We start from the raw sequence: 25,152 nt of genomic DNA on the forward strand, positions 1-25,152 counted from the left end.
CACATGGATACCTTGAGCTACCTGGGCCAGGGCTTCGGCGTTGCCCTGTCCCCTTACAACCTGGTCACCGCCCTCTCCGGCACCCTGATCGGCACTGTGGTCGGCCTGCTGCCGGGCCTGGGCCCGATCAACGGCGTGGCCCTGCTGATCCCCATCGCCTTCGCCCTGGGCCTGCCGCCAGAGTCGGCGCTGATCCTGCTGGCCGCGGTGTACCTGGGCTGCGAATACGGCGGACGTATCAGCTCGATCCTGCTGAACATCCCGGGCGAAGCCTCGACCGTGATGACCACCCTGGACGGCTACCCGATGGCTCGCCAAGGCCTGGCAGGCGTTGCCCTGTCGCTGTCGGCCTGGAGCTCGTTCATCGGCGCCTTCATCGCCACCTGCGGCATGGTGCTGTTCGCCCCGCTGCTGGCGAAATGGGCCATCGCCTTCGGGCCGGCGGAATACTTCGTACTGATGGTGTTCGCCATTGTCGCCCTGGGCGGCATGGCGGGTGACAAACCGTTGAAAACCTTCATTGCCGCCCTGATCGGCCTGTTCCTGTCGGCCGTGGGCATCGATGCCAACAGCGGCGTTTACCGCTTCACCGGTGACAGCGTGCACCTGGCCGACGGTATCCAGTTCGTGGTGCTGGTGCTGGGCCTGTTCTCCATCAGTGAAATCCTGTTGCTGCTGGAAAAGACCCACCATGGTCACCAGGCGGTAAAAGCGACCGGGCGCATGCTGTTCAACTTCAAGGAAGCGGCTTCGGTATTTGTGGTCAACATCCGCTGCGGCCTGCTCGGTTTCATCATGGGCGTTCTGCCTGGCGCCGGTGCAACGCTGGCGAGCGCCGTGGCCTACATGACCGAGAAACGCCTGGCTGGGGAAAGCGGCAAGTTCGGCAAGGGCGATGCCCGTGGCCTGGCAGCCCCGGAAACCGCCATCGGCGCGTCCTGCTGTGGCGCGCTGGTCCCGATGCTGACCCTGGGGGTACCTGGCTCTGGCACTACCGCAGTGATGATCGGCGCCCTGACCCTGTACAACATCACCCCCGGCCCAATGCTGTTCGAACAGCAGCCGGACATTGTCTGGGGCCTGATCGCTTCGCTGTTCATCGCCAACATCATGCTGGTGATCCTCAACATTCCGATGATCCGCATCTTCACCCGTATCCTCGCCGTGCCGAACTGGGCGCTGGTGCCGGTGATCGCCATCATCACGGCCATCGGCGTATACGCCGTGCATGCCACCACCTTCGACCTGTTCCTGATGGTCGGCATCGGCATCATGGGTTACATCCTGCGCAAGCTGGACTTCCCGCTGTCGCCGATCCTGCTCGGCTTCATCCTGGGCGGGCTGATGGAGCAGAACCTGCGCCGCGCACTGTCGATCTCCAACGGTGAACTGGGCATCCTCTGGTCGAGCCCGATCAGCATGGGCGTATGGGCGCTGGTGGTGTTGATGCTTACCCTGCCGCTGCTGCGCATCTGGCGCAAACGCAGCCTGCAGCGTCGGGCCCTGGCCGATGCCTGATCGACCGTTGCCGCTGTTTGTCGCAACCGGGCTGGTCGGCCTTGCTGGCGGTTACCTCGCCAGCAAGGTCGGCTGGCCTTTGCCATGGATGGTGGGTTCGCTGCTGGCGATCATACTGGTGCGCTGCCTGACACCTTGGCAACTGCCGGAGATTCCCAACGGCCGCAAATGCGGGCAGTGCATCATCGGCATCGGCATTGGCCTGCACTTTACGCCAGCGGTGATCGAACAGGTGGGCAGCCATTTTGCGCTGATCCTCTTCGGCGCCCTGTTCACCACCCTGTCCAGCGTAATCAGCGTGTGGCTGCTACGGCGCACCGGTGAAGACCGCGCCACGGCATTCTTCGCCAGCATGCCTGGAGGCTCGGGTGAGATGGTCAACCTGGGGGCCCGTAACGGTGCAGTGCTCAGCCAGGTGGCGGCGGCGCAGAGCCTGCGGGTACTGGCGGTGGTGCTGTGCGTGCCCGCGCTGTTCAAGTTTCTGCTGGGTGACGGGGTGCCGCTCAATCACGCCGGTAGCGTCAGCTGGGGCTGGCTGGGGGTGATCACTCCGCTCGGCATCGCCGTAGCATTCCTCTGGCAACGGTTGCGCCAACCCAACCCCTGGCTGTTCGGGCCATTACTGGTGGCGGCCACCGTCAGCCTGGCCGGTAACCTGCAGATCGCCCTGCCCAATGGCGCCAGCCAGATCGGCCAGTGGCTGATCGGCAGCGGCCTGGCCTGTCACTTCAACCGCGCATTCTTCCGCCGGGCCCCGTCGTTTCTGGCCCGCACGCTGCTGGCCACGGCACTGTGCATGGCCATTGCCGGCAGTGCCGCGTGGGTGTTGAGTGAGATGACAGCGCTGGACCTTCGTTCGCTTACCCTGGGCATGATGCCTGGAGGTATCGCCGAAATGAGCCTCACGGCCGAAACGTTGCAATTGTCAGTGCCGCTGGTGACGGCGCTGCAGGTGATGCGGTTGATCTTGGTGTTGTTTCTCGCAGAACCGCTTTTCCGCTTGTGGGATAACAGGTAATCGCGCTGCAAGCCCCCTGAAAATAGATAGTTACCACTTGCCCAGTGCCTGGGTGAATAGAGTCGGTTTGCTGCCCTCATCGGCGGCAAACCCACACACTTCCCGGCACTCAAGAGGTAATGATGAAGGTCCGTCTTTCTTGCAACTGTCGCTCGGCCATTGCCTGGGCTTGCCTTGCCTTCAGTGGAGGCAGTCTTGCCGCAGAGTCACCTGCACCCGTCCAGATCAACGTGGTCGCCATCAATGATCTTCATGGTTACATGGAACCCAACCCTCAAGACTACCCCAGCGCGCAGGGCGTTACCCGCCTGACTTATGGCGGCATTGCCACACTCGGCGCCATGCTCGATGAACTGCGAAAGCAAGACCCCGAACTGCTGTTCATTGGGGCGGGCGACCTGATAGGGGGCAGCCCCGCAACTTCAGCGCTCTGGGCTGACGAGCCAGTGCTTGAGGCCCTGAACTCGATGGGCATGATTGTCAGCTCATCCGGGAACCACGAACTGGATGCCGGCAAGGCGGAGTTCCTCCGCCAGATTCACGGAGGATGCGAATCAACGCGCCCGGAAAAGGCGTGCAAGTTCCGCGGCACCTTTCCAGGAAGTGGCTTCCCTTACATAGCCTCCAACCTGATCGATACCACGACGGGCAAACGCTTGCTGCCGGCCTACCATATCCAGGAGGTAAAAGGCGTCAAGATAGCGTTTGTCGGTGCAGTGCCGCGGAACATGGAAAAAGTGGTTTCGGCGAGAGCATTCACAGGGCTCAAAGCCACGGATGAAGCGCACGCCATCAATGAAGTGATTCCGGAGCTGAAAGCCAAAGGCGTCAATGCAATCATTGCAGTCATGCACCAGGGGGGACATACCTCCGAGCCGTTCGACAAGCAGGATTGCAGCCAGCTGGATGGCGCAATCGTAAACGTGGCGAAACGGCTGGATCCCGCAGTAGATGCCGTGATCAGCGGCCATTCGCATGCCAGCTATCAATGCAAGGTCGGTGACCTGAGCATTACCCAGGCTGGCAAATACGGCCACTTCATGACCCAGTTGAAGTTGGAGGTAACGCCAGGAACCCATAACGTCAAAACCATCACCGCCCGCAATCTTCCGGTAGATCCGCAGGCTTACGTGCCGAATGCCAAGTTGACCAGCTTGCTGGAAGAAGTGCGTCACCGCTCCGGGGAAAAATTGCTCGAACCCATAGGCCGCATCGCCACAGCAGAGCTTAACCGCAAAGTAAATGCCGCCGGTGAAACCACCTTGGGGAACTTCGTCACGGATGCCCAACTGGCCATGACCCAGGCATTTCAGACACAGATTGCCTTCCTCAATCTGGGTGGGTTGCGAAGTGATCTTATACAGCCTGCCAACAGTGACCTGACCTACGAACAGTTATTCGCCGTACAACCGTTCGATAACCCACTGGTGGTTCAGGAGCTGACAGGCAAGCAGATCATTGAACTGCTCAACCTTCAATGGAACAGGGGCAATTTCAATCCACTGCAAGTATCCAAAGGTTTCCATTATGAATGGGATGGATCACGGCCGGCTGGCAGCCGGGTTGTCGAGGAAAGTGTACGTCTCGACGGTAAACGCGTTGAACCATCGACCTATTACCGGGTGGTCAGCAATCTGTTCCTGGCCGATGGTGGCGGTGGTTTGACCACGCTCAAGGAAGGAAGGCAACGTCAGGACGCTGGCATCTCCGACGTGGAGGCCTTGGTTGCGTATGTGCGCCAGAACCATGCGCGGGGTGTTGCAATTGGCCAAAGCGGCGAGCCACGTATCAGCATGACCCCCTGAGCAATCACGTACCCCACTGGGTTTTTCACAACGGGGGCAGTGCCCAGTCAATGGGCACAAGCCCCCGCTGCTCCAGGAAGCTGTTGGCCCGGCTGAAATGCCCACACCCCAGAAACCCGCGGTAAGCGGACAACGGCGACGGATGCACCGACTTCAGCACCAGGTGCTTGGTCCCGTCGATCAGCTTCTGCTTGCTTTGCGCATGCGCCCCCCACAACAGGAACACCACGTTCGGGCACTGCTCGCTGACCACCTGGATCACCCGATCGGTAAACAACTCCCAACCCTTCTTGGCATGCGACGCGGCATTGGCACGCTCCACAGTCATGGTGGTGTTGAGCAGCAGGACGCCCTGCTCGGCCCAGCTCTGCAGGTAGCCGTGGCTGGCGATCGGGATGTTCAGGTCGCGCTGCAATTCCTTGTAGATATTGACCAGCGACGGCGGCGTGGCCACGCCCGGCTGCACCGAGAAACACAGGCCGTGCGCCTGGCCCGGCCCGTGATAGGGGTCCTGGCCGAGTATGACCACCTTCACCTGATCCAGCGGTGTCGAGTTGAGCGCATTGAAGATCAGCGGCCCTGGCGGGTAGATTTCCTTCCCGGCGGCCCGCTCGCTGCGCAGGAACTCGCGCAGTTGATGCATGTAGGGCTGGTCGAATTCAGCGCGCAGTGCGGCTTTCCAGCTGGGTTCGAGTTTGATGCGATCGTCGTCAGTCATGGGGGCATCCGTAAACAATGGCGCGACACTAGGTAAGCCCATCCCGCTTGTCAAACGATCCGACCGACGACCGGCATGTTCGGGCAGGCAGGCCATACTTGTGCGATGACTGAGCGAGGTAGTCCATGGCCATTCATTGTGAGGTACTCACCGGCGCCGACGGCGCCCGCATCGGCATCGCAACCCTGGATGCGCCCAAGGCGCTCAATGCCTTGAACCTGCCCATGATCGAGGTGCTGGGCGAACAACTGCATGACTGGGCGCGCGACCCTGGGGTCGTCTGCGTGCTGCTGCGCGGTAACGGCAGCAAAGCATTCTGCTCCGGGGGCGATGTGCGGGCACTGGTGCAGGCTTGCCGTGAGCACCCCGGCAGCGTGCCGCCCTTGGCCGCCACGTTCTTCGCCGCCGAATACCGCCTGGATTACACCCTGCACACCTACCCCAAGCCGCTGCTGTGCTGGGGCCATGGGCATGTGCTGGGCGGCGGCATGGGGCTGCTGCAGGGCGCCAATGTACGCATTGTCACACCCAGTAGCCGGTTGGCGATGCCGGAAATCAGTATCGGCCTGTACCCCGACGTGGGTGCCAGTTGGTTCCTCGCCCGGCTGCCGGGCAAGCTGGGCTTGTTTCTGGGGCTGACCGGAGCGCCGATCAATGCACGCGACGCCCTCGATCTGGGCCTGGCGGACCGCTTTTTTGGGGAGCACCAGCAAGAGGCACTGATCGAAGAGCTGCTGCAACTGAACTGGCAGGAGCAGACCGCCCTGCAATTGAACAGCCTGCTCAAGGCCGAACAGCACCGCGCCTGCGCCGAGCTGCCCGAAGCCCAGTGGCTGCCACGGCGGCAGGTGATCGATGCGTTGCTGGATGTGGCCGATGCTGCAGCGGCCTGGCGGGCGTTGGAGGGGCTCAAGCACCATGACGACCCACTGCTTGCAGAAGCAGGCCAGCGGCTGCACGACGGCTGCCCGCTGACCGCGCACCTGGTGTGGGAACAGATTCGCCGGGCGCAGCACCTGTCTTTGGCGCAAGTGTTCCAGATGGAATACTGCATGAGCCTGAATTGCTGCCGCCACCCGGAATTCAGCGAAGGCGTGCGAGCCCGCTTGCTGGACAAGGACAACCACCCCCGCTGGCACTGGCCGGATGTGGCTCAGGTACCGGCGGCGGTGGTCGAGGCGCATTTTTCCAAGGCGTGGGAGGGGCGGCATCCATTGGCGGATCTGAGTTGACTTCAAGGATCTGGGGCAGCGTTCATTCAACTAACGCTGCCAGTTTCCGCCTCGCCCTTGCCCAGGTCGGCCATCCCGGCGTCCGCCATCATTACCCTGCCCATTGGAGTGCCAGTCGCCGTGCTGGTAGCGCTGGCTGCCATCACGATAATCATGCCGGTCCCGATCCTGCCTGTAGTCCTGCCGATTGCGGTTGCCATAGTCATAGCGCGGGTTGCCGTGCCACTGGTTCACACCCGGCTGCGGATACGGCCGGTATTGCGGCGCGGGCGCCGACCGATAGTAATAACGCGGTGCCGGCTGGTAGTAATAGCGCGGTTGCGGCGCCACGTAGTAACGGTCATAGCGGTAGTACCCTGGCGACACGTAGCGGTCGGTAGAGTAGTAATCCGAGCGATAATAGCCCCCGCTCTCGTAGTACGGGGCGCAGGCAGAAGTCATCAGCCCCAAGAGGGCGATCAACAGGATTCGAGAGTACATGGCGGCCTCCTGGACCGCTGGAGTGCCCGAACAGCGGCGCTGGCGAGCATCGATGCATAACGCGTTCATCGACACTGAATAAGACCGCGAAGCCGAGGTGCAGTGCCGTTTATGCAATAATTTGATACAGGTGCGATAACCCCAAAAAACTTGCAGTCATTTGCCGGCCATCTCACTAGAATGGGCGCCCTGGCACACATCACGGGAAGATCATGCCGTTACGTTCCGCTCTGTTTTCGCAGCGCTCGCTGATCTTTACCCTGCTGGTGCTACTGGCCTGCGGCTTCCTCGCCACTTCACTGCTCAGCTACTTCGCCTCGCGCAGCGCCATTCGCGACGGCATCATCAATACCGAACTGCCGCTGACTTCCGACACGGTCTACTCGGAAATCCAGAAGGACCTTATCCGTCCGGTGCTGATCGCCTCGATGATGGCCCAGGACACCTTCCTGCGCGACTGGGTGCTGTCCGGCGAGCAGGATACCGAGCGCATGACGCGCTACCTTGGCGAAGTCATGGGCAAGCAGGACACTTCCACATCCTTTTTCGTGTCTGACCGCACCCTCACTTATTACCAGGCCAAAGGCGTGCTGAAGCACGTCGAACCAGGCACCTGGCGAGATGCCTGGTATTTCCGCCTGCGTGACCTCAAAGCCCCCTATGAGATCAACGTCGATCTGGACATGGCCAACCAGGACAGCCTGGCGGTCTTCATCAACTACCAGGTGCACGACTACCAGCACCGCTTCATCGGTGCCGCCGGCGTCGGGCTGAGCGTATCGTCGGTAGTCAAGCTGATCGACCAGTATCAACGCCGCTACCAGCGTTCGGTGGTGTTCACCGACGCCAAGGGCAGGGTGTTGATGACCGGCTCGGAAGGTGGCCCGCATGGTCTGCGGGTCGGCCAGCCGCTCAGCGACAACCCCGAACTGAACGACGTACTGGCCGAGCAGTTGGTGCCCGGTGAAGGCAGCCACGAATACCGCGACAGCGACAACCACAGCCACTTCCTGAATGTGCGCCACCTGCCCGAACTGGACTGGTACCTGTTGGTGGACAAGCGCGAAACCGGCGCCCTCGACCGCATCCGCCACTCTCTGTACCTGAACCTGGCCATCTGCGCGATGATTACGCTGGTGGTCCTGGCGCTGGTGCATGCCATGGTCCGCCGTCACCAGGCCAGCACCGAAGCCCTGGCTACCCTCGACAGCCTCACCGGCCTGCCCAACCGGCGCAGCTTCGACCTGCTCGCCGCCCAAGCCCTGCACGAAGCCCAGCGCGACAGTGGGCCGCTGGTGGCATTGCTGATCGACCTGGACCACTTCAAGGCGCTGAACGACACCCATGGCCACCTGGCAGGCGACGAAGTGCTGCGCCAATTCGCCAATGTACTGCAAGGCAGCCTGCGCCAGTCAGATATACTGTGCCGCTGGGGCGGTGAGGAATTCATCGTGCTGCTGCGTGAAGCCGAAGGCCGACAGGCCATCGAGGTGGCGGAAAAGATCCGCCGCCGTGCCGAACAGTTGACCTTCAGCTACGAAGAACAGCCGCTGCGCCTGACTATCAGCATCGGCCTGAGCAGCCTGCAGCCAGGGGATACCCTGCACGCCCTGCTGACCCGCGCCGATCGTGCGCTTTATCGTGCCAAGCAGGCCGGCCGCAACCGCGTCTGCAGTGAAACCCGCCATGAATGACAGCCAACACTGCCCCGCTTGCGGAGCCCTGAACCAATGCAGCCTGGCCGACCCGCGTCGGGCCACCCAGGCTTGCTGGTGCTATAGCGTAAGTATCGATCCGGCCGTGCTGCAGGCCCTGCCCGCCGAGTTGCGGGACAAAGCCTGCCTGTGCCCGCGCTGCGCCGCCGTTGAGGCACAACTGCGCTCCACTAGTCCCCACTGACCTGCTCCAATGCGCCTCGACCGTTTCCTCGCCAACCTCCCCTGCCACAACCGCCAGCAAGTTCGCCTGATGCTGGCGCAACGCCGTGTGCGCCTGGATGGCCGAGTAGTCAGCGACCCGCTGACCGAGGTGCGTGAATTCAACCGTGTCGAGCTGGACGAGCAATTGCTCCAGGCGGGCCGCCCCGCGCGTTACCTGATGCTGCACAAGCCACAGGGTTGCGTCAGCGCCACCCAGGACCCGCAACACCCCACCGTGCTCGACCTGCTGCCCACAGCACTGCGTGATGACCTGCACATTGCCGGGCGCCTGGATTTCAACACCACCGGGTTGATGCTCCTGACCAACGATGGCCAATGGTCTCGGCGCCTGACCCAGCCTGCCACCAAGCTGCCAAAGCATTATCTGGTGGAAACCGAAAACGAAATTGGCGAGCACTATGTGGCCAGGTTCCGTGAGGGCTTCTACTTTGCCTTCGAGAACCTGACTACCCAGCCCGCCCAGCTGGATATCCTCGGCCCGCGCCGGGCTCGGCTGGCGATCGTCGAAGGGCGCTATCACCAGGTCAAACGCATGTTCGGGTTCTTCGACAACAAGGTGGTGATGTTGCACCGGGAGAGCATGGGAGCGATCCGCCTGGACCCGGGATTGGCGCCGGGGGACTTCCGGGAGCTGACGGCGGCAGAGATAGCCACTGTATAGGCCGGCACAGACAGTGCAGGGTCGTCATACGACCACTGAGCGACAAAAGTCACATTTCCCCCCGAACGGCACTTGCGCGATCCGCGACCCACTGCTTGAATCCAAATCGTCAGTCTGCATGTGACTACCAAGTCACGCTTGCAGTCGAAGACACTTTTTGCCGGCTACCCAAAGCCTTGATGCCTTGGGGCACGGCAAATTGCCCGCCAAAAACAATACCGTCGACGCACGTGCCAAGGATCGACACAGGGCCCCCCGGTTTCTCTTCAGGCAAATGCCTACCTGTCATAAAGAACGTGCACCCTAGGTGACGCGAATACCCTTTTTGCGCCAGGAGTCGATGACATGAGGCCAGAAATCGCTGTACTTGATATCCAAGGTCAGTATCGGGTTTACACGGAGTTCTATCGCGCGGATGCGGCCGAGAATACGATCATCCTGATCAATGGCTCGCTGGCCACCACCGCCTCGTTCGCCCAGACGGTACGTAACCTGCACCCGCAGTTCAATGTAGTACTGTTCGACCAGCCATATGCCGGCAAGTCCAAGCCGCATAACCGTCAGGAGCGCCTGATCAGCAAGGAGACCGAGTCGCATATCCTCCTGGAGCTGATAGAGCACTTTCAGGCAGACCATGTAATGTCGTTCTCGTGGGGTGGCGCAAGCACGCTGCTGGCGCTGGCGCACCAGCCGCGGAACGTGAAGAAGGCAGTGGTGAGTTCGTTCTCGCCGGTGATCAACGAGCCGATGCGCGACTATCTGGACCGTGGCTGCCAGTACCTGGCCGCCTGCGACCGGTATCAGGTCGGCAACCTGGTAAACGACACCATCGGCAAGCACTTGCCGTCACTGTTCAAGCGCTTCAACTACCGGCACGTCAGCAGCCTGGACAGCCACGAGTACGCGCAGATGCACTTTCACATCAACCAGGTACTGCAACACGACCTGGGACGAGCGCTGGAGGGTGCGCGGAATATCGACATCCCGGTACTTTTCGTCAACGGCGACCGCGACGAATACACCACGGCCGAAGATGCCCGGCAGTTCGGCAAGCATGTGGGCAGAAGCCAGTTCAGCGTGATCCACGACGCGGGGCATTTCCTCGACATGGAAAACAAGACCGCCTGCGAAAATACCCGTAGCGCCCTGCTGGGCTTCCTCAAGCCGACTGTGCGTGAGCCTCGTCAACACTACCGGCAGGTTCAGCAGGGGCAGCATGCGTTGGCCATCTGAGCGCCTCGGCACTCTGTAGCTGATCCCGCAAGCCATGGGGTGCCGACAAGCTTTTTTTATAACTTGGGCTTCTAATTCTTGGAGGGTTCTGGTAAAAAGTGCTGCGCAGACGCGGGTATAGTTTAGTGGCAAAACGAAAGCTTCCCAAGCTTTAGTTGAGGGTTCGATTCCCTCTACCCGCTCCACATTGCATTCCAGCATGACGTTCCAGCAACGTCATAGCAGTCAAAAGGAGCCTTGGCTCCTTTTTTCGTTTCTGCCCCCACGTTGACCTGGCCCATGGCCATTTGCCTGCTGATCCGCTTCAATGCCCTGCGGATGTATACGCGTGCACGCGAAACGGCTTGTGGCGCATATGCTCAATGGATTCGTGAAACATTTCGAAAGGATGACGCATGTTTCTTTCCCGCTGGCTACCGGGCCTTGCCAACCTGCTGCACTACCGCCGCGAGTGGCTGCATGCCGACCTGCAGGCCGGGCTCTCGGTCGCAGCGATCCAGATCCCCATCGCCATCGCCTATGCGCAAATCGTCGGCCTGCCGCCACAATACGGCCTGTATGCCTGCGTTCTGCCCATGATGGTCTATGCCCTGGTCGGCAGCTCGCGGCAACTAATGGTCGGCCCCGATGCCGCCACCTGCGCGATGATCGCCGGTGCTGTGGCTCCGCTGGCCATGGGCGACCCGCAGCGCATCGTTGAACTGTCGGTAATCGTCACCGTGCTGGTCGGCGTGATGCTGATTGCTGCCGGCCTTGCCCGTGCCGGCTTCATCGCTAGCTTCTTCTCGCGGCCAATCCTGATCGGCTACCTCAACGGCATCGGCCTGAGCCTGATCGCGGGGCAGCTGTCCAAAGTGGTAGGGTTCAAGATCGAAGGCGACGGTTTCATCCTCAGCCTGATCAATTTCTTCCAGCGCCTGGGGGAAATTCACTGGGTCACGTTGCTCATCGGCCTGTCCGCCCTGGGCTTGCTGATCTGGCTGCCGCGGCGCTACCCGCGCCTGCCTGCAGCCCTCACGGTAGTGGCGCTGTTCATGCTGCTGGCCGGGCTGTTCGGCCTTGACCGCTTCGGCGTTGCCGTCCTGGGCCCGGTACCTGCCGGCATCCCGCAGCTGGCCTGGCCGCACAGCAACCTGGAGGAAATGAAAAGCCTGTTGCGCGACGCCCTGGGTATTGCCACCGTCAGCTTCTGCAGCGCGATGCTGACAGCGCGCAGCTTTGCCGCCCGGCATGGCTATGCGATCAACGCCAACCACGAGTTCGTCGCCCTGGGCGTCAGCAACCTGGCGGCCGGCATCTCCCAGGGCTTTGCCATCAGCGGCGCCGACTCGCGTACGGCAGTCAACGACATGGTCGGTGGCAAAAGCCAGCTGGTGGGCATCATCGCGGCATTGGTGATCGCCCTGATCCTGCTGTTCTTCACCGCGCCCATGGCGTGGATCCCGCAGGGTGCACTGGGCGCCGTGCTGCTCATGGCCGGTTGGGGGCTGATCGACATCAAGTCACTGGGCAGCATCCGGCGTCTTAGCCGCTTCGAGTTCTGGCTGTGTCTGCTGACCACGGTCGGCGTACTGGGTCTGGGCGTGCTGCCCGGTATCGTGTTTGCCGTCACCCTGGCGATCCTGCGCCTGCTGTACAGCATCTACCAGCCCACCGATGCCGTACTGGGCTGGCTGCCTGGGACCGAAGGCCAGGTCGACATCCGCAAATTCAAGGACGCGCGCACCGTGCCAGGGCTGGTGGTGTACCGCTTCGACGACGCGATCCTGTTCTTCAACGCCGACTACTTCAAGATGCGCCTGCTCGAGGCGGTACAGAGCCAGGACCAGCCCAAGGCCGTGCTGTTCGATGCCGAAGCAGTCACCAACATCGACGTCAGCGGCATCGCTGCCCTGCGTGAAGTACGCGACACCCTGGCCGCGCAAGGCATCTTCTTTGCCATCGCACGCGCCCGGGGTACGTTCCTGCGCATGCTGGTGCGCTCGGGGATGGCGCGGGAAATGGAAGACAAGCTGCTGTTCGGATCGGTACGGGCCGGGATTCGCGCGTACCGGGTGTGGCGCAACCGGAACCGCAGTGTGCCGGCTGCCGAGCACGACTAAAGAGGTGTTTTATGACCACTGGCCCTATCGCCGGCAAGCCAGCTCCCACAGGTACGACGCAAGGCTCATGGGCTGTGCCGTACCTGTAGGCGCTGGCTTGCCGGCGACAGGGCCAGTGCAGCCAACACAAGACCCTGGCGTGGACACCAACCCTCGCACACCGTGCATGACATGCTAAAGTCGCCCCCGTTCTCCGCTCCACCCAACGGACCCCAGCATGCCCGCACTTGACGCCACCCTCACCCCCTGGCCAGAACTCGCTGCCCGCCACCCCTGCGACGCCCTGCTGCTGGGCAACGGTGCCAGCCGCGCAGTGTGGAAGCCGTTTGGCTACTTCTCGCTGTTCGAGGAAGCGCAACGCGCCGGCCGCAAGAAAGGCCTGGCGGTCAGCGACCAGGCGCTGTTCAAATCCTTGGGCACAGAACTGTTCGAGCCCGTGCTCAGCGCCCTCAACACCACCGTGCGCGCCAACGCCGCGCTGGCCATCAACTCCACCGCGCCGCTGAACCGCTACTACTCGATCAAGGAAGGGTTGATCCACGCCGTGCGCACGGTGCACCTGCCGTGGTCACTGATGCCAGCCACCACCCTGGCAGCCCTCAACCAGGCCCTGCGCGGCTACCGCAGTATCTACACCAGCAACTACGACTTGCTGCTGCCCTGGGCCATACAACACGCTCCGCATGGCTTCGCCAACCTGTTCGACGAGCAAGGCTTTTTCGATGTGCGCCGCACCCGCAGCGAAGGCACCCGGGTGCTGCACCTGCATGGCGGCCTGCACTTGCTCAAGCTGCCTGACGGCACCACACGCCAACGCAGCGCCGACAACGCCGAGCTGCTCGATGGCTTTGCGGTGAACATCCCCGGAGAGGTGCCGCTGTTCGTCAACGAAGACCGCAGCGACGAAAAACTGCGCGCCATCCGCAACTCGGACTACCTGAGCTGGTGCCTTGGGCAGTTGGCCCGGGAAAGCCAAGGGCTATGCCTGTTCGGGCAGCATCTGGACAGCAGTGACCAGCACCTGCTCGAAGCCATCCGCCAGGCGCGGCCACAGCATCTGTCGATTGCCATAAGGCCATTGAGCGAGGCTTCAGTGATCAACCAGAAGCAACACTATATTGATCGATTCGGAAATCTGGCGGGGACGCAGGTGCATTTCTTTGATGCCAGTACGCATCCGTTGGGGCTGGCGGCGTTAGCTACTGAGATGCCGCTTAACCGAAGATGAGGTGGGCTCGGTGCACAAGCTCAATGGGCCAAGCCAGACTCGCCGAAAACACGCTTGTATGAACTGGAAACATTGACAGCCATCGCTATGCGAGCCAGCTCCAAGGTGCCCTGAGCAATCGAGTAGCTGCCTCGCTCCTGCAACCAGAGCAAAATGTCGGCAAGGTGCCAGAGAGAAGTACTGCCATCGTGAACAGGTGCAGGAAAGCTGACCGAATGCGCCACCATCAATTTCCGCATGTTTTGCCGAGACATGCCGATGATCTCAGCCACATCGGTAAGCCCCACGAGATCGGGAGTCGCTTCGATCAGGCGAGCCCGCGGAACAATTTTGCCAACGTCAGCAAGCGCGCTCTCGATAGCCTCTTTGGCAGAGGAAGATTCGCGAATGAATGCCAGTGCCAACCGACCCGGCTGACCTACGCCAACCAACGCATCATCACACCCGCCTTCAGCCAGACGCTCCAATAGCACATCGGTATCTTCGTTTTCGCCCAATTGATACTTCAGGGTGAACTCGTACTCCATTGCGATTACTCCTTCCAAGCATTCGGCGCATGAGCTGCCTTCCGGCTGCCCGAACAGTTGTCGACCACACGCTTTAGCTGTCGCGCAAAATTGCCAGCACTCTTCGGCGTGCTCCATACGCTGACAATGCAGTATTCCCCGCACCGGCAATCGGCATCATTGAGGGGGCAATACATCTTTCCCCAACAGTGCCCACCGCCCACTACGATTTTCCATCCCTTTGACTCTGCGTGCCTCAAGGCCTGCTCGACCTCTTTCTTGGCGTGACAGGGGCGCGCCATCAGCTTTCTCCAGTGTGAGCCCGCCACTCGAGAGTTGTCAATTGACAACCAAAACACTCGACAAGCGTGCACGCCACACTACAGAAAGGTTGATGAAAGAAATCGCCGCAAAGTGCGATTAGGAATTTCCCTACATCGATTGGAGATTCATACCCAATGTGCGCCTCAATCAGGTCCGACGTGCAGCCGTCAGAGCAACCCATCCGCCCGCAGTAACGTCTCCAGGCAATGCTCCTGCACCCCATAGAACGCCTTGAGCTGGCCAATCTTCTCCAGCAACGCCCCGTTATCTGCCGCCTTGGGCCGCTTCACCGCAAGAATCATCTTGTTCTTGTTGGTGTGCTCCAGCGAGATAAATTCGAACACCTTGGTCTCGTAACCGCAGGCTTCCAGGTACAGCGCGCGCAGGCTGTCGGTCAGCATTTCGGCCTGCTGGCCCAGGTGCAGGCCGTACTGCAGCATGGGTTGCAGCAACCCCGGGCTATGCAGTTGCGGGCGGATCTGTTTGTGGCAGCACGGCGAGCACATGATGATCGCGGCGTTGCAGCGGATACCGGTATGGATGGCGTAGTCGGTGGCGATGTCACAGGCATGCAGGGCGATCATCACTTCGATGGCCTCAGGCACCACGCTGCGCACATCACCGCACTGAAACTCCAGGCCCGGGTGGTCGAGGCGTGCGGCAGCGCTGTTGCACAGGTCGACCATGTCCTGGCGCAGTTCCACGCCAGTTACCTGTGCGTCGCGGCCCAGGCTGTTGCGCAGGTAATCGTGCATGGCGAAGGTCAGGTAACCCTTGCCCGAGCCAAAGTCGGCCACCCGCAGTGCCTGCCCGGCCGGCACCGGAGCGCTGGCCAGGGCGTGGTCGAAGACCTCGATGAACTTGTTGATCTGCTTCCATTTGCGCGACATCGACGGAATCAGCGCGCCTTGTGCATCGGTTACGCCCAGGTCACGCAAAAACGGGCGCGACAACGCCAGGTAACGCTTCTTCTCGCGGTCATGGCCGCTGCTGGCAGTGACATCACGCGGTGCCTGTGCGCCGTGACGCTGCAGCATCGGCTTGCCCTTCTTGCTGAAGGTCAGCTGCACTTCGCCGTCAGCATCGAACAGGTGGGCGTTGCGGAAGCTGTCTGGCAGCAGCTCGGCGACCAGCGCCTGGGCCTGGTCCAGCGGCAGGTTGCGGGTGATGTCACGCGTCTGGTGGCGGTAGACCAGCGAAAGGCACGGCTGGCCCTTGACCTGCAGCGGCTTGGCGATGATCCGTTGCAATGTCTGGTCGGCACCGACATGGCGTGCCAGCACCAGTTTGACCAAGGTATCGCCGTGCAGGGCGGCGTTCAGCAGGTCGAGAAACTGAGCGCGCGCATCCGGCGCGGAGTGGGCGGAAGTACTGGCGGACATGGAGAAACGGTGCCTCGAATAGCGGGAAGCGCATTCTACACCCTGTGGGAGCGGGTTTACCCGCGAATGCGTCGGTAGCCTCCAGGCAGCATTGCGGGTGAACCCGCTCCCACAGGGACGCGTCAAGCCAGGCGGATCCGAATCAATCGAGAATCACCAGCCGGTTGGGCAACTCGTTACGGGCATGGGTTGCCGGCACGTGCTGGCCAAGCAGCTCGCCACACGCCTCGATGCACTCGACAAAGCCCTGCAACGTCTGGCCCTGGCGCACCTGTTCGGCAAGGCGGGCACCCATGGCCGCGCGGGCTTCAGCATCCAGGCAGTGTTCGATACCCCGATCGACCAGGATCTCCACATGCCGCTCCGCCTCGCTGACGAAAATCAGCACGCCCGTGGCGCCTGCGGTGCGCTGCAGGTTCTGCTCGCGAAACTGCTGGCGGGCCAGCCGAGAAGCATGCCAGCGACGCAGGCCACGGGGGATCAGCCAGCCGGCCAGGCGCGGGTTGCGTAGCAGCAGGCACAAGCCGACGAACAGCAGCACGTTGGCCACCAGCAAGCCACGCACGCCGGGCCAGCCCAGCAGCCAATGCAACAGGCCCGGTACCGCCAGCGCCAGCACGGCGGCCCAGAACAACGGCCAATAGGCGTAATCGTCGGCACGGCGGGCCAGCACCGTCACCAGTTCGGCATCGGTGCGCCGTTCGGCACGCGCAATGGCTTCGGCAATCTGCCGTTGATGGTACTCGTCGAAGGGGGTCATGCCGTCGGTCTCTTGAGCGTTCTTATAGTTGTTGTCCCGGCACTCGGGGCTTCATCCGCAGGGGACATATTCAGGCATAATCCGCTGCTGGAACCTAAGCCTGCAAATCGTACAACAATAGCCGCCTGAAAACTCCGGCCGCGCGCGTATCACCCTGGATACGGCAGAGGCCCCACAACGGAATTGATGATGAAACTGTCTTTGCTGGGCCTGGCCATGGGCCTTGCCAGTCAGGCGGCTCTTGCCGCCCCCTACGCCCCGCCCCTGCAGGACAAGCAGGCGTTCATCGAGCACCTGATCAGCCAGATGACCGAAGCCGAGAAGATCGGCCAGCTGCGCCTGATCAGCATCGGCCCGGAAATGCCCCACGAAAAGATCCGCGAGGAAATCGCAGCAGGCCGCATCGGCGGTACCTTCAACTCGCGCACCGCACCCGAAAACCGCCCCATGCAAGACGCGGCCATGCGCAGCCGACTGAAGATCCCGATGTTCTTCGCCTACGACACCATTCACGGCGAACGCACCATTTTCCCGATCGGCCTGGGCATGGCCGCCACCTGGGACATGGACGCCGTCGCCAAGGTCGGCCGCACTGCCGCCATCGAAGCCTCGGCCGACGCCCTGGACATGACCTTTGCCCCCATGGTCGATATCGCCCGTGACCCGCGCTGGGGCCGTACCAGCGAAGGCTTCGGCGAGGACACCTACCTGACCTCGAAGATCGGCCAGGTGATGGTGCGCTCGTTCCAGGGCAGCAGCCCGGCCAACCCCGACAGCATCATGGCCATCGTCAAGCACTTCGCCCTGTATGGTGCAGTGGAAGGCGGGCGCGACTACAACACGGTCGATATGAGCCTGCCGAAAATGTACAACGACTACCTGCCGCCGTACCGCGCCGCACTTGACGCCGGTGCTGGCGGGGTGATGGTGGCGCTGAACTCGATCAACGGTGTGCCGGCCACCTCCAACACCTGGTTGATGAATGACCTGCTGCGCAAGGAGTGGGGCTTCAAAGGCGTGACCATCAGCGACCACGGCGCCATCCAGGAGCTGATCCGCCACGGCGTCGCCCGTGACGGCCGTGAAGCCGCCAAGCTGGCGATCAAGGCCGGCATTGACATGAGCATGAACGACACCCTGTACGGCGAAGAGCTGCCAGGCCTGCTGAAGTCCGGCGAAGTGACCCAGCGCGAACTGGACCAGGCGGTACGCGAAGTGCTCGGTGCCAAGTACGACATGGGCCTTTTCAAGGACCCCTACGTGCGCATCGGCAAAGCCGAAACCGACCTGAAAGACTATTACGGCAACGACCGCCTGCACCGCGAAGCTGCGCGCGACGTGGCACGCCGCAGCCTGGTGCTGCTGGAAAACCGCAACCAGACCCTGCCGCTGAAAAAGGCCGGCACCATCGCCCTGGTCGGCCCGCTGGCCGATGCCCCGATCGACATGATGGGCAGCTGGGCCGCCGACGGTAAACCGGTGCATTCGGTGACCGTACGCGAAGGCCTGCGCCGCGCCGTGGAAGGCAAGGCCAAGCTGGTCTTCGCCAAAGGCTCCAACGTCACTGGCGACAAGGCGATCCTCGATTACCTGAACTTCCTCAACTTCGACGCCCCGGAAATCGTCGACGACCCGCGCCCGCCTGCGGTGCTGATCGATGAAGCGGTCAAGGCGGCCAGGCAATCCGATGTGGTGGTGGCAGTGGTCGGCGAGTCCCGCGGTATGTCCCACGAGTCTTCCAGCCGTACCACCCTGGAAATTCCGGCCAGCCAGCGCGAGCTGATCAAAGCCCTCAAGGCCACCGGCAAACCGCTGGTGCTGGTGCTGATGAACGGCAGGCCGCTGTCGATCAGCTGGGAGCGAGAGCAGGCCGACGCCATTCTCGAAACCTGGTTTGCCGGAACTGAAGGCGGTAATGCCATTGCCGACGTGCTGTTCGGTGACTACAACCCGTCCGGCAAGCTGGCCATCACCTTCCCGCGCTCGGTCGGGCAGATCCCGATGTACTACAACCACACCCGCATCGGTCGGCCCTTCACCCCTGGCAAACCGGGCAACTACACCTCGCAGTACTTTGAAGAGCCCAACGGCCCGCTGTACCCGTTCGGCTATGGTCTGAGCTACAGCAGCTTCGAGCTGTCGGGCCTGAAGCTTTCGAACAAGGACCTGAAGCGCGGGGACACACTGGAGGCCAAGGTGACGGTGGCGAACACCGGCAAGGTAGCCGGCGAGACCGTGGTGCAGTTGTACCTGCAAGATGTGTCGGCGTCGATGAGCCGCCCGGTAAAGGAACTGAAGAACTTCCAGAAGCTGATGCTCAAGCCGGGCGAGTCACGCACCTTGACCTTCCGCATCAGTGAGGAAGACCTGAAGTTCTACAATGGCCAGCTGCAGCGGGTTGCCGAGCCAGGGGAGTTCAATGTCCAGGTCGGGCTGGATTCCCAGGCGGTGCAACAGCAGAGCTTCGAACTGCTGTAACTGAATGGTCGCCTGTACCGGCCCTTTCGCGGGCTTGCCCGCTCCCGCAGGATACTCACAGCCCGATGGACCTGTGCAGTACCTGTGGGAGCGGGCAAGCCCGCGAAGAGGCCAACCCCGATATCACCATCATCCGGATCCGCCCCGATGCCCTTTTCCTTTCGCGCCCTGCGTCTGGGGCTGATCACCCTGTTGATCGTGCTGGGCACCGCCCTCAGTGCCGGGTGGGCCATGCACCAGGCCAAGCGCCAGGCCATGGAAGACGACGCCCGGCGTGCCAGCCAGCAGTTGGGCCTGTACGCTAATACCCTGCACACCCTGATAGACCGCTACCGCGCCCTGCCCGCCGTGCTGGCGCTGGACCCGGAACTGATCGCCGCCCTGCGCGACCCTGTCAGCGAACAGGTGCAGAACGCCCTGAACCGCAAGCTCGAACGCATCAACGGCGCCGCAAATTCCTCCACGCTCGAACTGCTTGACCGCACCGGCCTGGCCATCGCCGCCAGCAACTGGCGGCTGCCCAGCAGCTACGTCGGTTCCAACTACGGCTTCAGGCCCTACTTCAAGCAGACCCGCAGCCAGGGCAGTGGCCGCTTTTACGCCGTGGGCGTGACCAGTGGCGTGCCGGGCTACTTCCTCGCCAGCGCGGTGAACGACGAGCATGGCCGCTTCCTCGGCGCCATGGTGGTGAAGCTGGAGTTCCCCGAACTTGAACGCGAGTGGCGCCAGGGCAGCGACATCCTGCTGGTAAGCGACGCCCGCGGCATCACCTTCATTGCCAACCAGGACGGCTGGCGTTACCGCGAGCTGCAGCCGCTCAGTGGTGCCGACCGTGCCGAACTGGCCGAAACACGCCAGTACGACAAGCAACCGCTGGTGCCGTTGCAGCATCAGGTGCTGACGCGCTTTGCCGCCAACAGTACCCTCAGCCGCGTGCAAGGCCCCGAGGGCAGCGCCGAGTACCTGTGGGAAAGCCTGCCACTGGAAAGCGAAAACTGGACCCTGCACCTGCTGCGCAAACCGCAGGTCGCCGCCGACGGCCGCAATGCCGCCCTCGGCGCCGCTGCCGTCTGGCTGAGCCTGGTGTTCGCCGCCCTGTTCGTCAGCCAGCGCCTGCGCCTGGCCCGTCTGCGCCAGCGCAGCCGGCAAGAACTAAAGCGCCAGGTCGAGGAGCGCACCCGCGAACTGCGCACTGCTCAAGAAGGCCTGGTGCAATCAGCCAAGCTGGCGGCGCTCGGGCAGATGTCGGCCGCCATGGCCCACGAAATCAATCAGCCACTGACCACCCAGCGCATGCAACTGGAAACCCTTCGCCTTCTGCTCGACCATGGCCGCCATGACGAAGCGCGCCAGGCATTGGAGCCACTGGAGCAAATGCTGACGCGCATGGCCGCGCTCACCAGCCACCTGAAAACCTTTGCCCGCAACAGCCCGGTCGGGCTGCGCGAGCGCCTCGACCTGGCCACCGTTGTCGACCAGGCACTGCATCTGCTGGAAACCCGCATTCGCACTGAGGAGGTAGAGGTTGCCCTGTACCTGGCGCGCCCGGCCTGGGTACGCGGCGATGCCATCCGCCTGGAGCAAGTGCTGATCAACCTGTTGCGCAATGCCCTCGACGCCATGGCCGACAAGCGCTACAAACGCCTGGAGGTGCGCATCGAGCCCGAGGGCGAGCGGTGGTGCCTGAGTGTGCTGGACTCGGGGGGCGGCATTGCCCAGCCCGACCTGGCCAAGGTCTTCGACCCGTTCTTCACCACCAAACCGGTGGGCGAAGGACTGGGCTTGGGCTTGGCCATTTCCTACGGCATCGTCCACGAGGCCGGTGGCCAGTTGCAGGCCGAAAACCTGCCCGGTGGCGCACGCCTGAGCCTTATCCTGCCCCGTGACCTGGAGCCTGTATGTTGAATTCAGTGATCGTCGTCGATGACGAAGCCAGTATCCGCACCGCGGTCGAGCAATGGCTGAGCCTGTCCGGCTTCGGCGTGCAACTGTTCGCACGCGCAGAAGAGTGCCTGGCACACCTGCCGCAGCACTTTCCCGGGGTAATCATCAGCGATGTGCGCATGCCGGGCATGGATGGCCTGCAGTTGCTCGAACGCCTGCAGGCGGAAGACCCCGACTTGCCTGTCATCTTGCTGACCGGCCACGGCGACGTGCCGATGGCAGTGGAGGCCATGCGCAGCGGCGCCTACGACTTCCTGGAAAAACCCTTCACCCCGCAGCACCTGCTGGGCAGCCTGCGCCGGGCCCTGGAAAAGCGCCAGCTGGTGCTGGAAAACCGCCGGCTGCACGAACAGGCAGACCTCAAGTCCCGCCTGGAAGGCACGCTGCTGGGCATGTCACAGGGCCTGCAACAGCTGCGCCGACAAGTACTGGAGCTGGCCAGCCTGCCGGTCAATGTGCTGATCCGTGGCGAAACCGGCAGTGGCAAGGAGCGCGTGGCCCGCTGCCTGCACGATTTTGGGCCGCGCGCCAGCAAACCCTTCGTCGCACTCAACTGCGCGGCCATCCCCGAGTCGCTGTTCGAGGCCGAGCTGTTCGGCCATGAGAGCGGCGCCTTCACCGGCGCCCAGGGGAAGCGCATCGGCAAGCTGGAGTACGCCAACGGGGGCACGGTGTTTCTCGATGAAATCGAAAGCATGCCACTGGCGCAACAGGCCAAGCTGTTGCGCGTGATCCAGGAGCAGAAGCTGGAGCGTCTGGGTGCCAACCAGAGCATCAGCGTCGACTTGCGTGTCATTGCCGCGACCAAGCCAGATTTGCTCGAGGAAGCTCGCGCCGGGCGCTTTCGCGAAGACCTTGCCTATCGCCTGAATGTGGCCGAGTTGCACCTGGCGCCGCTGCGGGAGCGGCGCGAAGACATTCCGCTGCTGTTCGAGCACTTTGCCCGTGCCGCAGGTGAAAAGCTTGGTCGTAATGCCTTGCCGTTAACGGGTCCACAGCTGGCGCAGCTGCTATCGCATGACTGGCCAGGCAACGTGCGTGAGCTGGCCAACGCGGCGGAGCGGCATGCGTTGGGGCTGGGTTCGCCAAACATTGAAGTGACACCTGCCGGGCCTTCGCTGGGCGAGCAGATGGAAGCGTTCGAGGCGCAATGCCTGCGCGCAGCCTTGCGACTGCATGGGGGCGAGATCAAGTCGGTGATGGAGGCGTTGCAGCTACCCCGGCGTACGCTTAACGAAAAAATGCAGCGGCATGGGCTGGTGCGCGAGGACTTTGTCGGGCGCGAATGAGCGGATTTCCGCTTACCTGCAATCGTTGATAGGCAAAAATCCGCTTATCTCTGAGCGATCCTGGGGCTGCTTTGCAGCCCATCGCGACGCAAGGTCGCTCCTACAGGCCAGGTACCACAAGGTCCTGCACTCAAATGAATCACCCCGCCCCCATTTGGCACACCTTCTGCAATTGCCCTGGCAAGCTGCGCCACGGCGCGCTCCACAAAAACAACGAGAAGGTATCCCTGATGGATAACGCCACCTCCCTGCCCGCCGGGGCGGCCACTGCGCCCGCCGCGGAAAAAACCACCGCCAGCCGCCTGAAGTCGATTTTCAGCGGGTCCATCGGCAACATGGTCGAATGGTACGACTGGTACGTCTACGCCGCATTCTCGCTGTACTTCGCCAAGGCCTTTTTCCCGGCCGGTGACTCCACCGCACAATTGCTCAACACCGCCGCGATCTTCGCCGTGGGCTTCCTCATGCGCCCAATCGGTGGCTGGCTGATGGGCCTGTACGCCGACCGCAAAGGCCGCAAGGCCGCGCTGATGGCCTCGGTACTGCTGATGTGCGCCGGCTCGCTGGTCATCGCCCTGACCCCGGGCTACGAAACCATCGGCGTCGCCGCACCGATCCTGCTTGTCATCGCACGCCTGCTGCAAGGCTTGTCGGTGGGTGGCGAGTACGGCACCTCGGCCACCTACCTCAGCGAAATGGCCAGCAAGGAGCGCCGTGGCTTCTTCTCCAGTTTCCAGTACGTGACCCTGATCTCCGGCCAGCTCATCGCCCTGGCGGTACTGATTGTCCTGCAACAGACTCTGACCACAGAGCAGCTGTATGCCTGGGGCTGGCGCGTGCCGTTCGTGATCGGTGCGCTGTGCGCAGTGGTTGCCCTGTACCTGCGTCGCGGCATGGAAGAAACCGCCTCGTTCACCAAAAAGGAAAAGGCCAAGGAAAGCCTGATGCGCACCCTGCTGCGCCACCCCAAGGAGCTGATGACCGTGGTCGGCCTGACCATGGGCGGCACCCTGGCGTTCTATACCTACACCACCTACATGCAGAAGTACCTGGTCAACACCGTGGGCATGAGCATCAGCGACTCGACCACCATCTCGGCCGCCACACTGTTCCTGTTCATGTGCCTGCAGCCGGTGATCGGTGGCCTGTCCGACAAGATCGGCCGACGTCCGATCCTGATCGCCTTCGGTGTGCTAGGCACCCTGTTCACCGTGCCGATCCTCAGCACCCTGCACACCATCCAGACCTGGTGGGGCGCGTTCTTCCTGATCATGGCAGCACTGATCATCGTCAGCGGCTACACCTCGATCAACGCCGTGGTCAAGGCAGAGCTGTTCCCAACGGAAATCCGCGCCCTGGGCGTGGGCCTGCCGTACGCCCTGACTGTGTCGATCTTCGGCGGCACCGCCGAGTACGTGGCCTTGTGGTTCAAGAGCGCTGGCATGGAAAGCGGCTTCTACTGGTACGTCACCGCCTGTATCGCCTGCTCGCTGCTGGTTTACGCGACCATGAAGGACACCAAGCAACACTCGCGGATTACTACCGAGTGAATGTGAAGCTGCTGAAATGAAAAGGGCGCACCGTTCCAGGTGCGCCCTTTTCATTTGTTTGATCAACACTCATCTCGCTGTGAGCCGATTAAACATGCTATTCGGCTCATCCTGTGAGCCGAACAGCTCAGTTAATCGGCGCACTCGTGCCTCAGAGCCTGTTCAGGACATCTCCAACACCTGGCGCGGTTCCCGACGCTGGTACCAGGTGGCCATCAGCACCAGCACCAGCAGCACCCCGCCCAGCACGGCCGACGAACCGATTGTGCCGAAGTCCAGGCCGCCCTTTTCATGGGGTTTGGTGAGGAAGTCGCCCAAGGTGGCGCCGAATGGGCGTGTGAGCACGAACGCCACCCAGAACAACACCACGCCGGGGATGCGCGTCCAGTAACGGGCCACTACCACCAATGCGATGGCACTGCCGATCAGCAGCGCGCCGCCGGCAAAACCAAGCCCCGAATCATCGGCCAGGTAATCGCCAAGGGCAGTGCCAAGCGTGTTGGAAAACAGGATCGCTACCCAGTAGAACAGCTCGCCCGAACGATTCTTGATGCGGGTGACGTCCAGTGGGTTGCCGCTCAGGCGCCAGACCAGGAAGGTCAGCAGCAGGATCCCGATGAGCAGGGCCGAACCCGTGGCATAACCCAGACCCAGGGTGCGGTCCATGAAATCGGACATGGTAGTGCCAGCAGTGCTGGTGGAGAGGATCACCAGCCAGTACAGCATCGGATGGTAGCGGCGGGAGTAGAGCTGGCCGACCAAGGTTAGCAGGAACACGCTGATCAGCATCAACGAGCTGAGTGCATAGCCGATGTTCAGCGTCATCGACAGCAAGTCGCCGGCGGTTTCGCCAAGGGTGGTAGCGCAGATCTTCATGACCCAGAAGGCCAAGGTGATTTGCGGGAGTTTGTTCATTGTTGTGCCGCTCCAGTTTGAGGTGCGGCGATGGTGCTGAGCAGCGTCTGAAAAATCGGTTGGTGATGT

At 62.2% G+C, this 25,152-nt stretch carries 21 protein-coding genes and 1 tRNA gene; 15 read left to right on the forward strand and 7 right to left on the reverse strand.

The genetic code is table 11. The features are described from left to right. The first annotated feature begins 3 nt into the window (after nt 1–3). The 3 genes from OZ911_RS23055 (at nt 4) to OZ911_RS23065 (ending at nt 4,341) form a co-directional block, all read left to right on the forward strand. A complete protein-coding gene (locus OZ911_RS23055) occupies nt 4–1,518 on the forward strand; it encodes a tripartite tricarboxylate transporter permease (protein ID WP_016488841.1) in 1,515 nt (504 codons plus the stop codon). Then, nucleotides 1,511–2,536: an AbrB family protein gene (locus tag OZ911_RS23060; protein WP_023048306.1), complete on the forward strand. Its 1,026-nt coding sequence runs from the start codon at nt 1,511–1,513 to the stop codon at nt 2,534–2,536. Before OZ911_RS23055 ends, OZ911_RS23060 begins: the two co-directional genes overlap by 8 nt. Nucleotides 2,537–2,658: 122 nt before the next feature. Continuing rightward, complete coding sequence (locus OZ911_RS23065) at nt 2,659–4,341, forward strand: bifunctional metallophosphatase/5'-nucleotidase (RefSeq protein WP_023048307.1); 1,683 nt, start codon at nt 2,659–2,661, stop codon at nt 4,339–4,341. A gap of 25 nt (nt 4,342–4,366) precedes the next feature. Here OZ911_RS23065 and ung read toward each other — a convergent pair whose 3' ends face one another. Beyond that, nucleotides 4,367–5,059, reverse strand: a complete 693-nt coding sequence (gene ung / locus OZ911_RS23070) for a uracil-DNA glycosylase (RefSeq protein ID WP_016488844.1) — start codon at nt 5,057–5,059, stop codon at nt 4,367–4,369. A 125-nt stretch (nt 5,060–5,184) separates the two neighbouring features. Between ung and dspII the strand changes: the two genes are divergently transcribed. Next, nucleotides 5,185–6,291 carry an enoyl-CoA hydratase/isomerase DspII gene (gene dspII / locus OZ911_RS23075; RefSeq protein WP_070086522.1) on the forward strand — a complete coding sequence of 369 codons (1,107 nt, stop codon included), beginning with the start codon at nt 5,185–5,187 and terminating at the stop codon, nt 6,289–6,291. 30 nt (nt 6,292–6,321) lie between these two features. Here dspII and OZ911_RS23080 read toward each other — a convergent pair whose 3' ends face one another. Further along, a complete protein-coding gene (locus OZ911_RS23080; RefSeq protein ID WP_016488846.1) occupies nt 6,322–6,771 on the reverse strand; it encodes a hypothetical protein in 450 nt (149 codons plus the stop codon). 212 nt (nt 6,772–6,983) lie between these two features. On the opposite strand from OZ911_RS23080, the gene OZ911_RS23085 reads away from it, so the two are divergent. From OZ911_RS23085 to OZ911_RS23115, 7 genes are all read left to right on the forward strand, one after another. Beyond that, a complete protein-coding gene (locus OZ911_RS23085) occupies nt 6,984–8,465 on the forward strand; it encodes a sensor domain-containing diguanylate cyclase (protein ID WP_016488847.1) in 1,482 nt (493 codons plus the stop codon). Then, nucleotides 8,458–8,670, forward strand: coding sequence for a cysteine-rich CWC family protein (locus OZ911_RS23090; RefSeq protein WP_083283714.1), 213 nt, complete (start codon nt 8,458–8,460; stop codon nt 8,668–8,670). Before OZ911_RS23085 ends, OZ911_RS23090 begins: the two co-directional genes overlap by 8 nt. A 9-nt stretch (nt 8,671–8,679) precedes the next feature. After that, nucleotides 8,680–9,372, forward strand: coding sequence for a pseudouridine synthase (locus OZ911_RS23095; protein ID WP_016488848.1), 693 nt, complete (start codon nt 8,680–8,682; stop codon nt 9,370–9,372). A 345-nt stretch (nt 9,373–9,717) separates the two neighbouring features. After that, nucleotides 9,718–10,605: an alpha/beta fold hydrolase gene (locus OZ911_RS23100; protein ID WP_016488849.1), complete on the forward strand. Its 888-nt coding sequence runs from the start codon at nt 9,718–9,720 to the stop codon at nt 10,603–10,605. 111 nt (nt 10,606–10,716) lie between these two features. Beyond that, nucleotides 10,717–10,790: transfer RNA gene (locus tag OZ911_RS23105), tRNA-Gly, on the forward strand. A 210-nt stretch (nt 10,791–11,000) separates the two neighbouring features. Continuing rightward, on the forward strand, nt 11,001–12,707 hold the full coding sequence (locus tag OZ911_RS23110) for a SulP family inorganic anion transporter (RefSeq protein WP_268968482.1): 1,707 nt from the start codon (nt 11,001–11,003) through the stop codon (nt 12,705–12,707). Between the two features lie 217 nt (nt 12,708–12,924). Next, nucleotides 12,925–13,935: a DUF4917 family protein gene (locus OZ911_RS23115; RefSeq protein WP_070087032.1), complete on the forward strand. Its 1,011-nt coding sequence runs from the start codon at nt 12,925–12,927 to the stop codon at nt 13,933–13,935. On the opposite strand, the gene OZ911_RS28905 is transcribed toward OZ911_RS23115, so the two are convergent. The 4 genes from OZ911_RS28905 to OZ911_RS23135 form a co-directional block, all read right to left on the reverse strand. Beyond that, a complete protein-coding gene (locus tag OZ911_RS28905) occupies nt 13,903–14,166 on the reverse strand; it encodes an SWIM zinc finger family protein (protein ID WP_134792750.1) in 264 nt (87 codons plus the stop codon). The two genes, OZ911_RS23115 and OZ911_RS28905, sit on opposite strands and share 33 nt — an antisense overlap. Before the next feature lie 301 nt (nt 14,167–14,467). Then, entirely contained in the window at nt 14,468–14,743 is a 276-nt protein-coding gene (locus OZ911_RS23125) for a hypothetical protein (RefSeq protein WP_083283771.1), read from the reverse strand. Nucleotides 14,744–14,932: 189 nt separating this feature from the next. Then, the gene (locus tag OZ911_RS23130) at nt 14,933–16,147 is read right to left on the reverse strand and encodes a class I SAM-dependent methyltransferase (protein WP_016488853.1); all 1,215 of its coding nucleotides are present in this window, start codon (nt 16,145–16,147) and stop codon (nt 14,933–14,935) included. Between the two features lie 142 nt (nt 16,148–16,289). Next, nucleotides 16,290–16,907 carry a TPM domain-containing protein gene (locus OZ911_RS23135; protein ID WP_070087033.1) on the reverse strand — a complete coding sequence of 206 codons (618 nt, stop codon included), beginning with the start codon at nt 16,905–16,907 and terminating at the stop codon, nt 16,290–16,292. Between the two features lie 186 nt (nt 16,908–17,093). Between OZ911_RS23135 and bglX the strand changes: the two genes are divergently transcribed. The 4 genes from bglX (at nt 17,094) to OZ911_RS23155 (ending at nt 24,168) form a co-directional block, all read left to right on the forward strand. After that, nucleotides 17,094–19,385, forward strand: a complete 2,292-nt coding sequence (gene bglX / locus OZ911_RS23140) for a beta-glucosidase BglX (RefSeq protein ID WP_023047317.1) — start codon at nt 17,094–17,096, stop codon at nt 19,383–19,385. 147 nt (nt 19,386–19,532) lie between these two features. Then, on the forward strand, nt 19,533–21,290 hold the full coding sequence (gene mifS / locus OZ911_RS23145; RefSeq protein ID WP_016488856.1) for a two-component system sensor histidine kinase MifS: 1,758 nt from the start codon (nt 19,533–19,535) through the stop codon (nt 21,288–21,290). Next, nucleotides 21,284–22,618, forward strand: a complete 1,335-nt coding sequence (gene mifR, locus OZ911_RS23150) for a two-component system response regulator MifR (protein WP_023047318.1) — start codon at nt 21,284–21,286, stop codon at nt 22,616–22,618. Before mifS ends, mifR begins: the two co-directional genes overlap by 7 nt. A 230-nt stretch (nt 22,619–22,848) precedes the next feature. After that, entirely contained in the window at nt 22,849–24,168 is a 1,320-nt protein-coding gene (locus OZ911_RS23155) for an MFS transporter (protein WP_024717451.1), read from the forward strand. A 162-nt stretch (nt 24,169–24,330) separates the two neighbouring features. On the opposite strand, the gene OZ911_RS23160 is transcribed toward OZ911_RS23155, so the two are convergent. Then, nucleotides 24,331–25,083, reverse strand: a complete 753-nt coding sequence (locus OZ911_RS23160) for a COG4705 family protein (RefSeq protein WP_023047319.1) — start codon at nt 25,081–25,083, stop codon at nt 24,331–24,333. Nucleotides 25,084–25,152: the final 69 nt, after the last annotated feature.

Source organism: Pseudomonas fortuita (genome assembly GCF_026898135.2).
In the GTDB taxonomy this organism is placed as follows: domain Bacteria; phylum Pseudomonadota; class Gammaproteobacteria; order Pseudomonadales; family Pseudomonadaceae; genus Aquipseudomonas; species Aquipseudomonas fortuita.

Coding starts and splice junctions, on each gene's coding strand:
- OZ911_RS23055 (WP_016488841.1), top strand. CDS start 4: ATGGATACCTTGAGCTACCTGGGCCAGGGCTTCGGCGTTGCCCTGTCC.
- OZ911_RS23060 (WP_023048306.1), top strand. CDS start 1,511: ATGCCTGATCGACCGTTGCCGCTGTTTGTCGCAACCGGGCTGGTCGGC.
- OZ911_RS23065 (WP_023048307.1), top strand. CDS start 2,659: ATGAAGGTCCGTCTTTCTTGCAACTGTCGCTCGGCCATTGCCTGGGCT.
- ung (WP_016488844.1), bottom strand. CDS start 5,059: ATGACTGACGACGATCGCATCAAACTCGAACCCAGCTGGAAAGCCGCA.
- dspII (WP_070086522.1), top strand. CDS start 5,185: ATGGCCATTCATTGTGAGGTACTCACCGGCGCCGACGGCGCCCGCATC.
- OZ911_RS23080 (WP_016488846.1), bottom strand. CDS start 6,771: ATGTACTCTCGAATCCTGTTGATCGCCCTCTTGGGGCTGATGACTTCT.
- OZ911_RS23085 (WP_016488847.1), top strand. CDS start 6,984: ATGCCGTTACGTTCCGCTCTGTTTTCGCAGCGCTCGCTGATCTTTACC.
- OZ911_RS23090 (WP_083283714.1), top strand. CDS start 8,458: ATGAATGACAGCCAACACTGCCCCGCTTGCGGAGCCCTGAACCAATGC.
- OZ911_RS23095 (WP_016488848.1), top strand. CDS start 8,680: ATGCGCCTCGACCGTTTCCTCGCCAACCTCCCCTGCCACAACCGCCAG.
- OZ911_RS23100 (WP_016488849.1), top strand. CDS start 9,718: ATGAGGCCAGAAATCGCTGTACTTGATATCCAAGGTCAGTATCGGGTT.
- OZ911_RS23110 (WP_268968482.1), top strand. CDS start 11,001: ATGTTTCTTTCCCGCTGGCTACCGGGCCTTGCCAACCTGCTGCACTAC.
- OZ911_RS23115 (WP_070087032.1), top strand. CDS start 12,925: ATGCCCGCACTTGACGCCACCCTCACCCCCTGGCCAGAACTCGCTGCC.
- OZ911_RS23125 (WP_083283771.1), bottom strand. CDS start 14,743: ATGGCGCGCCCCTGTCACGCCAAGAAAGAGGTCGAGCAGGCCTTGAGG.
- OZ911_RS23130 (WP_016488853.1), bottom strand. CDS start 16,147: ATGTCCGCCAGTACTTCCGCCCACTCCGCGCCGGATGCGCGCGCTCAG.
- OZ911_RS23135 (WP_070087033.1), bottom strand. CDS start 16,907: ATGACCCCCTTCGACGAGTACCATCAACGGCAGATTGCCGAAGCCATT.
- bglX (WP_023047317.1), top strand. CDS start 17,094: ATGATGAAACTGTCTTTGCTGGGCCTGGCCATGGGCCTTGCCAGTCAG.
- mifS (WP_016488856.1), top strand. CDS start 19,533: ATGCCCTTTTCCTTTCGCGCCCTGCGTCTGGGGCTGATCACCCTGTTG.
- mifR (WP_023047318.1), top strand. CDS start 21,284: ATGTTGAATTCAGTGATCGTCGTCGATGACGAAGCCAGTATCCGCACC.
- OZ911_RS23155 (WP_024717451.1), top strand. CDS start 22,849: ATGGATAACGCCACCTCCCTGCCCGCCGGGGCGGCCACTGCGCCCGCC.
- OZ911_RS23160 (WP_023047319.1), bottom strand. CDS start 25,083: ATGAACAAACTCCCGCAAATCACCTTGGCCTTCTGGGTCATGAAGATC.